9 protein-coding genes are annotated in these 5,655 nt (G+C 67.5%); 7 read left to right on the top strand and 2 right to left on the bottom strand.

Features of this window, described 5'->3' with window-relative positions:
- The 6 genes from AB7O82_RS36765 to AB7O82_RS36740 all read left to right on the top strand — a co-directional run.
- Positions 1-197, top strand: a 197-nt coding sequence (locus AB7O82_RS36765; protein WP_428554884.1) for a hypothetical protein, incomplete at its 5' end; no start/stop codon positions are given.
- Positions 198-384: 187 nt separating this feature from the next.
- Positions 385-663 carry a hypothetical protein gene (locus AB7O82_RS36760; protein WP_428554887.1) on the top strand — a complete coding sequence of 93 codons (279 nt, stop codon included), beginning with the start codon at positions 385-387 and terminating at the stop codon, positions 661-663.
- A 30-nt stretch (positions 664-693) separates the two neighbouring features.
- On the top strand, positions 694-1,533 hold the full coding sequence (locus AB7O82_RS36755) for a hypothetical protein (RefSeq protein WP_428554889.1): 840 nt from the start codon (positions 694-696) through the stop codon (positions 1,531-1,533).
- Positions 1,533-1,787 carry a hypothetical protein gene (locus tag AB7O82_RS36750; RefSeq protein ID WP_428554891.1) on the top strand — a complete coding sequence of 85 codons (255 nt, stop codon included), beginning with the start codon at positions 1,533-1,535 and terminating at the stop codon, positions 1,785-1,787. Before AB7O82_RS36755 ends, AB7O82_RS36750 begins: the two co-directional genes overlap by 1 nt.
- Positions 1,788-1,858: 71 nt before the next feature.
- Positions 1,859-2,266 carry a hypothetical protein gene (locus tag AB7O82_RS36745; RefSeq protein ID WP_428554894.1) on the top strand — a complete coding sequence of 136 codons (408 nt, stop codon included), beginning with the start codon at positions 1,859-1,861 and terminating at the stop codon, positions 2,264-2,266.
- Positions 2,267-2,268: 2 nt separating this feature from the next.
- A complete protein-coding gene (locus tag AB7O82_RS36740) occupies positions 2,269-2,439 on the top strand; it encodes a hypothetical protein (protein ID WP_428554897.1) in 171 nt (56 codons plus the stop codon).
- Here the strand turns inward: AB7O82_RS36740 and recD2 are convergent.
- On the bottom strand, positions 2,411-4,618 hold the full coding sequence (recD2, locus tag AB7O82_RS36735) for an SF1B family DNA helicase RecD2 (protein WP_428554900.1): 2,208 nt from the start codon (positions 4,616-4,618) through the stop codon (positions 2,411-2,413). The two genes, AB7O82_RS36740 and recD2, sit on opposite strands and share 29 nt — an antisense overlap.
- Positions 4,619-4,663: 45 nt before the next feature.
- Positions 4,664-4,918: a hypothetical protein gene (locus AB7O82_RS36730; RefSeq protein ID WP_428554903.1), complete on the bottom strand. Its 255-nt coding sequence runs from the start codon at positions 4,916-4,918 to the stop codon at positions 4,664-4,666.
- A 127-nt stretch (positions 4,919-5,045) separates the two neighbouring features.
- On the opposite strand from AB7O82_RS36730, the gene AB7O82_RS36725 reads away from it, so the two are divergent.
- Entirely contained in the window at positions 5,046-5,501 is a 456-nt protein-coding gene (locus tag AB7O82_RS36725; RefSeq protein WP_428554906.1) for a MarR family winged helix-turn-helix transcriptional regulator, read from the top strand.
- The last annotated feature ends 154 nt before the right edge of the window (positions 5,502-5,655 follow it).

The raw sequence follows: 5,655 nt of genomic DNA, 5'->3' as shown, positions 1-5,655 counted from the left end.
CGGAGCTCGACGCCTGCGGCGAGTCGCTGGAGGTCGTGGCCGTCCGGGCCGGCCTCGGCAAGTACACGATCGGCAGCTGGGCGAGAGGGCGGCGCGTCCCCAACGTCGGCAACATGCGGGCCGCGCTGGGAGCGGTCGGGCTGGAGCCTGTCGCAGTAAAGCCGGGTGCCGTGCAGCAAGGCATGGTTGTGGAGTGATCCCGATCGCGCCCGGTAGCTCTTGACTTGGCGCCAGGATTGGACAGAGTGATCGAGAAGACCAAGGAGGGTCGACGCCAGCGGCTGCCGAGCGAGCAGCCTTGCACACCATCATGCAGACATCGTCTTCCGGGAGCGGCGCACGCGCTTGTCCGGACTCGATCAGCCCAAGGAGGGGCGTTTCATCATGTCGTTCGATTGGCAAGAATCGGAGCTGCCGTCGCCAATTTCGTCGGCGCAGCTGCCGGGTTTCGCGCGCAACCTGAGCGAGCGACAGGGGACCCTGGAGTTCAAGCGACGCTCTTCCCTGCTGCTCACGCATCGGGCGCGGCTGCTGCGGTTTCAGGCTGCCCCGCGCCTTACGCGCGACCAGGAACTCGAGGCGCTCAGGCAGTTTCGCGCGGAACACGGCGTCGTTCGCTGTCCGCCGGCCTTCGCGGCAGCGACGCAGGCGTTCATCGGCTGAGATCTGCGACAGGTCGAGGAGAGCCACTGCATGACCGCCAGTTCCCCGCCCATCCTGATGAGACATGGCGATGCGCCGGCGTTCGCGCTCGTGCCAATGGCCGGCCTCGATGGCGAGGTGCTCGGCCCCGATGCGCTGGCGCGGACGGCGCGCGAGATCGAGGACCTGACGGCCGAGCGCGCCCACGCGCTGGTGGGCGAACTCGCGGATGCTTCCGATTATAACGCCTTCAGGCTGGGCGGGGTGCTGGCGAAGATCCTTGCCGAGAAATGGTACGCCAGCGCGGGCTACGTCGACTTCGCGTCCTATGTCGAACGTCGACACGGCTTCAAGCGGCGCAAGGCCTACTATCTGGTCCAGATTTACAATGCCGTTTCGGAGCTGGGGCTCGGTTGGGACGAGCTGAAGCCGATCGGTTGGACCAAGCTCAAGGAGCTCGCGCCCGTCCTCGCGAGCGGCAACGCCGCCGAGTGGCTGGCGCGCGCCGCCGCGCCTGGCATGACGGTGTCGAAGCTGCGCGACCTGGTGCAGGCATGCCGTGCGGAAACGCCGGCGCGCTTTGAAGACGTCGCGCCAGGCCGAACCACGATCCGCACGTTCGACCTCGATGACGAGCAGTTGCGGATGCTGAATCAGGCCCTGACCAAGGCGAAGGCGGAAGCCGGAACCGATCTCGACGCTGCGGCCCTGGCCCATATCGCGCGGAACTATCTCGGCCCATCGGACAGGGTGGTCGAGCGCCATCTGACGTCGATCGGTCTGGTCGGCGCCTTGTCGCTGCTCGAACGAAGCTTTCCCGAAGCCGACCTCAAGGTCGAGGCGAATCGCCCGGAAGGCGATTGCCCAGAAGATCAAATCCAGGAGGAGTGATGACAAGCAACGAAGATCTTTCGCCGTTGGCGGCTCTGCGCAGCGAGTGCCTGCATCTCGCCGTTCGAATGCTGGCCTACTGTGGCGCCGAGACGATCAACCCGCAGGACGCCATCCGGCTGGCCGAGGAATACGTCGTGTGGATCCTCGAGACCGGGCGCCATGACGCCGCGACGGAACCCGGCGGCGCCCGCGCGTCGCATCCCGTTCAGGGCGACCGGACGGTGCTTCCCGACGGTCAGCCCAGGCATTGACGGGAGCGTGATCTCGCCGCCGGCGCGCGGCGCAACTTCATCGAGACGACGCAGGCACCAAGGAGGGTGGAATGCGGCAACCGGGCATACTGGCGGTAGGGGTGTTGCTCCTGGTGATTGCCCTGATCGGAGCGATCGGGCTCGCCAGGCCGGCGCGTGCACAGGACGGCGGGCACGGACAGGGCCACGGCGAACGCCACGATTGGTACCGGGCCCTCGAGCAGCCGGGCACCGGGTTGTCGTGTTGCAACGGGCGACGGTCGACAACGGACGGCCGAGTCGAGGGCGATTGCCGGCCGACCCGCGCGTTCCTGGGTGAAGACGGCCAATGGCGGACGATGATCGATGGGCGCTGGCAGGTCGTGCCGCCGCACGCCGTGCTCGATCCCGCCCTGAACCGCGAGCCTCTCCATGCGCACGTTTGTGCCAGCCTCGCCGGGCTCATCTACTGCTTTCTGCCCGGCAGCCCGGGAGGGTGATCGTGGACGACGAGATCCTGGAGATGATCGCCGCCCGGCGCGCCGCGGCGGGCAGGCCTGCGCTGTCGGCCGATACGATGCGGGACATCGCCGAGCAGCACGCGCTCAAGGAGGACCCGACCTTCGACATGGTGCTCCACCTCATCACCCTGCCGCAGGCCGAGAGCCTGTGATTGCCAGCCACTCGGCCAGCTTGGACCACCGCCGACGCCCGCTGACGTTCTTGACGGCAATGGCGATGGCCTTCTTCTGGCCGACCAGCACGACCAGCTTCTTGCCGCGCGTGATGCCGGTATACAGCAGGTTACGCTGCAGCATCGCGTAGTGCTGGGTGAGCAGCGGGATGACCACCGCCGGATATTCCGAGCCCTGGCTCTTGTGGATCGTCGCGGCGTACGCCGGCACCAGCGAATCGAGCTCGCCGAACAGGAAGGTGACCGGCCGGCCGTCGAAGCTCGCGACCAGTTCCGCTGCCTCGAGGTCGACATCGTCCACATAGCCGATGTCGCCGTTGAAGATGTCCTTGTCGTAGTCGTTCTCGATCTGCATGACCTTGTCGCCGGGCGCGAAGGTCCAGCCGAACCGCTCGACCTTCTTCTCGCCCGCCGGATTGAGCGCCGCCTGCAGCTCTATGTTGAGCGAGCGCGCCCCGACGCCGCCGCGATTCATCGGACACAGGACCTGGATGTCGCGGATCGGGTCGAAGCCGAAACGCCGCGGCATGCGCGTCTTCACCAGCTCGACCACGTGCGCCACTGCCGTCTCCGGCTCGTCGGCCGGCACGAAGTAGAAATCACTGTCGCCCTCGGGCCGCGCGAGATCGGGCAGCAGGCCCTGATTGACCCGGTGGGCGTTGACGATGATGCGGCTTTGCGCGGCCTGCCGGAAGATCTCGGTGAGGCGCACCACCGGCACTGCGCCCGAATTGATGATGTCGGCCAGTACCTGCCCCGGGCCGACCGACGGCAACTGGTCGATGTCTCCCACGATCAGAAGGGCCGCGTGCCTGGGCACGGCGGCGAGCAGTGCCTGCATCAACAGGACGTCGACCATGGAACTCTCATCGATCACCACCAGGTCGCACTCGATCGGATTGTGCTCGTCACGCTTGAAGCCGCCGGCGCGCGGATCGGTTTCCAGCAGACGATGGATCGTCCTGGCCGCGAAGCCCGTCGCCTCGGTCATGCGCCTGGCGGCACGCCCGGTCGGCGCGCAAAGCTCAAGCGCCGTATCCTTGACCGCCAGAATGCGCAGGATCGCGTTCACGATCGTGGTCTTTCCGACCCCCGGACCGCCGGTGATCACCAGTACCTTCGATCGAAGGGCGAGACGGACCGCCTCGGCCTGGCTGTCGGCCAGGGCAAGGCCGGTCTTAGCCTCGATCCACGGCAACGCTCTCTCCGCGTCGATGGGCGGCCATGGCAGGTCGCCTGCCGATATCCGCAACAGGTTCTCGGCGATCGCGCGCTCCGCCCGATGGAGCCTTGCGAGAAAGACGCAATGGGTCTCGCCGACGCGGTCGGCCACGACCGTTCCTTCAGCCAGTTCGAGATCGAGCGCAGTCTGCACCAGGGCAACCTCGACCTCGAGCAGCTCGCCGGCCAGCGGCAGCAGCTGCTCCAGCGGCAACCCGCAATGGCCGTCGTTCGTCGCCTCGGTCAAGGCATATGAGATGCCGGCGCGAACGCGAATCATGGCCGTTTTGGCGATGCCGAGCCTTTGAGCGATGGCGTCGGCCGTCTTGAAGCCGATGCCGCGAATGTCGCGCGCCAGCCGATAGGGGTTTTCGCTCATGACCTGGACGGCATCGGCGCCATAGGTCTTGAAGATGCGGACGGCGCGCGCGGTGCCGACGCCGTGGCTGTGCAGGAAGACCATGATCTCGCGCACGGTCTTCTGGTCGGCCCACGCCTCGGTGATCTTGGCTGCGCGCACCGCGCCAATGCCGGCAACGTCGCGCAGCCGCGCCGGCTCGGCCTCGATGATGTCGAAGACTCTCTCGCCGAATGCCTTGACCAGCTTCCGGGCATAGCCCGGGCCGATGCCGCGAATCATGCCCGAGCCCAGGTATTTCTCGATGCCGTCGATCGACGTCGGCGCCGAGGTGCGCAGGAAGCGCGCTTTGAACTGCTGGCCGTGGACGCGGTCGTTGACCCATTCGCCCGAGGCGGTCACCCATTCGCCGGCGGTGATGACGGCGGCGTGGCCGACCACCGGGACGAGATCGTGGTGTCCGCGCGCCTTGACCCGCAGCACGCAGAAGCCGGTCTCGGCATTGTGGAACGTGACCCGCTCGACGAGGCCCGCGAGCACGTCGTGGGAGGAGGAGGTGGAGGCCGGCGGCGGCTTCATCGGAGCTCTGGTGTTGTGCCCGGCGTCGCTGCGATGGTGCCGGGTCTAGGTTTCCAGGAACTTCACCCCTTGAACGGTGATGGTGATGGACGAGGCGGGATCGCCGTCGGCACGAAGCCAGCCCTTCTTCACGGCGAGGCGGATGGCGGCATCGACGGCGTCGACATTGTCGGTCGCGAGTTTGGTCTGGACCTTCGATACGTGCGTCCAGGCGGGAGGTTGCCGATGCCCGGTCACGTCGCGCACGGCGCGCAGCAGCGCGGTCAGGAACTCGGTGGGGCTGGTCGCTTGATTGGTCATGCCGGGATCATACCGCGACGCTCCTCGACCGACCATCCGGCCCGCCTCGGGCGCTGCCCTCGAGCCGAGTCCTCTCGAGCTTGCCCCGCTTGAACTCGCTTGCCGAAAGAAGATACAGGACGCTCGCATGTCGCGCGCCAATCCGCTGCCCATCGAGAACTCGCTGTTCTTTCGCATGGTCCTGGCCGTGAACCTGACGGCACGCCCGTTCGCGCGGCTCTACTCGCGCAAGTACCAGCTTAATCTCACGGAGTGGCGGGTGATGGTCGCCCTGGCCAACGTGCCGGGCGTGTCGGCCAACGAGGTGGCGCGCCTCTGCGGGCTCGACAAGATGACGGTGAGCCGCTCGCTCGCCTCGATGATGCGGCACGGCTACGTCGCTCGCCGGCCCGCGCGCGACGATCGGCGTCGGCTGATCCTGGCGCTGACGTCCAGCGGACGGCGCGTCTTCGCCGCCATCGCCCCAAGCGGCGCGGCGCGCGAGAGGAGCCTGTTCGGCGACTTCTCGGCGGCGGAGCGCGCCCAGTTCGGCCACCTGCTCGATCGCCTGGTAGAGCGCGCGCGCCAGTTGCCCGACGCGTGAAGGCCGCGCCTCAGAAGCCGTAGAGGTCGGGGCGTGCCGTACCGTCGGACCACGCGATACGGCCCTCCGACCAGGCGAGCAGCAGCGCGCCATAGCGGCTCGACACGACGGCCTCGGCGCCGGGCTCGATGCAGACGAAGCTGCCGCCGCGGGC

It is taken from the genome of Reyranella sp., assembly GCF_050185545.1.
GTDB lineage: Bacteria > Pseudomonadota > Alphaproteobacteria > Reyranellales > Reyranellaceae > Reyranella.
Note: the sequence above shows the minus strand (reverse complement) of the source record. Positions and strands in the feature narration are given on the sequence as shown.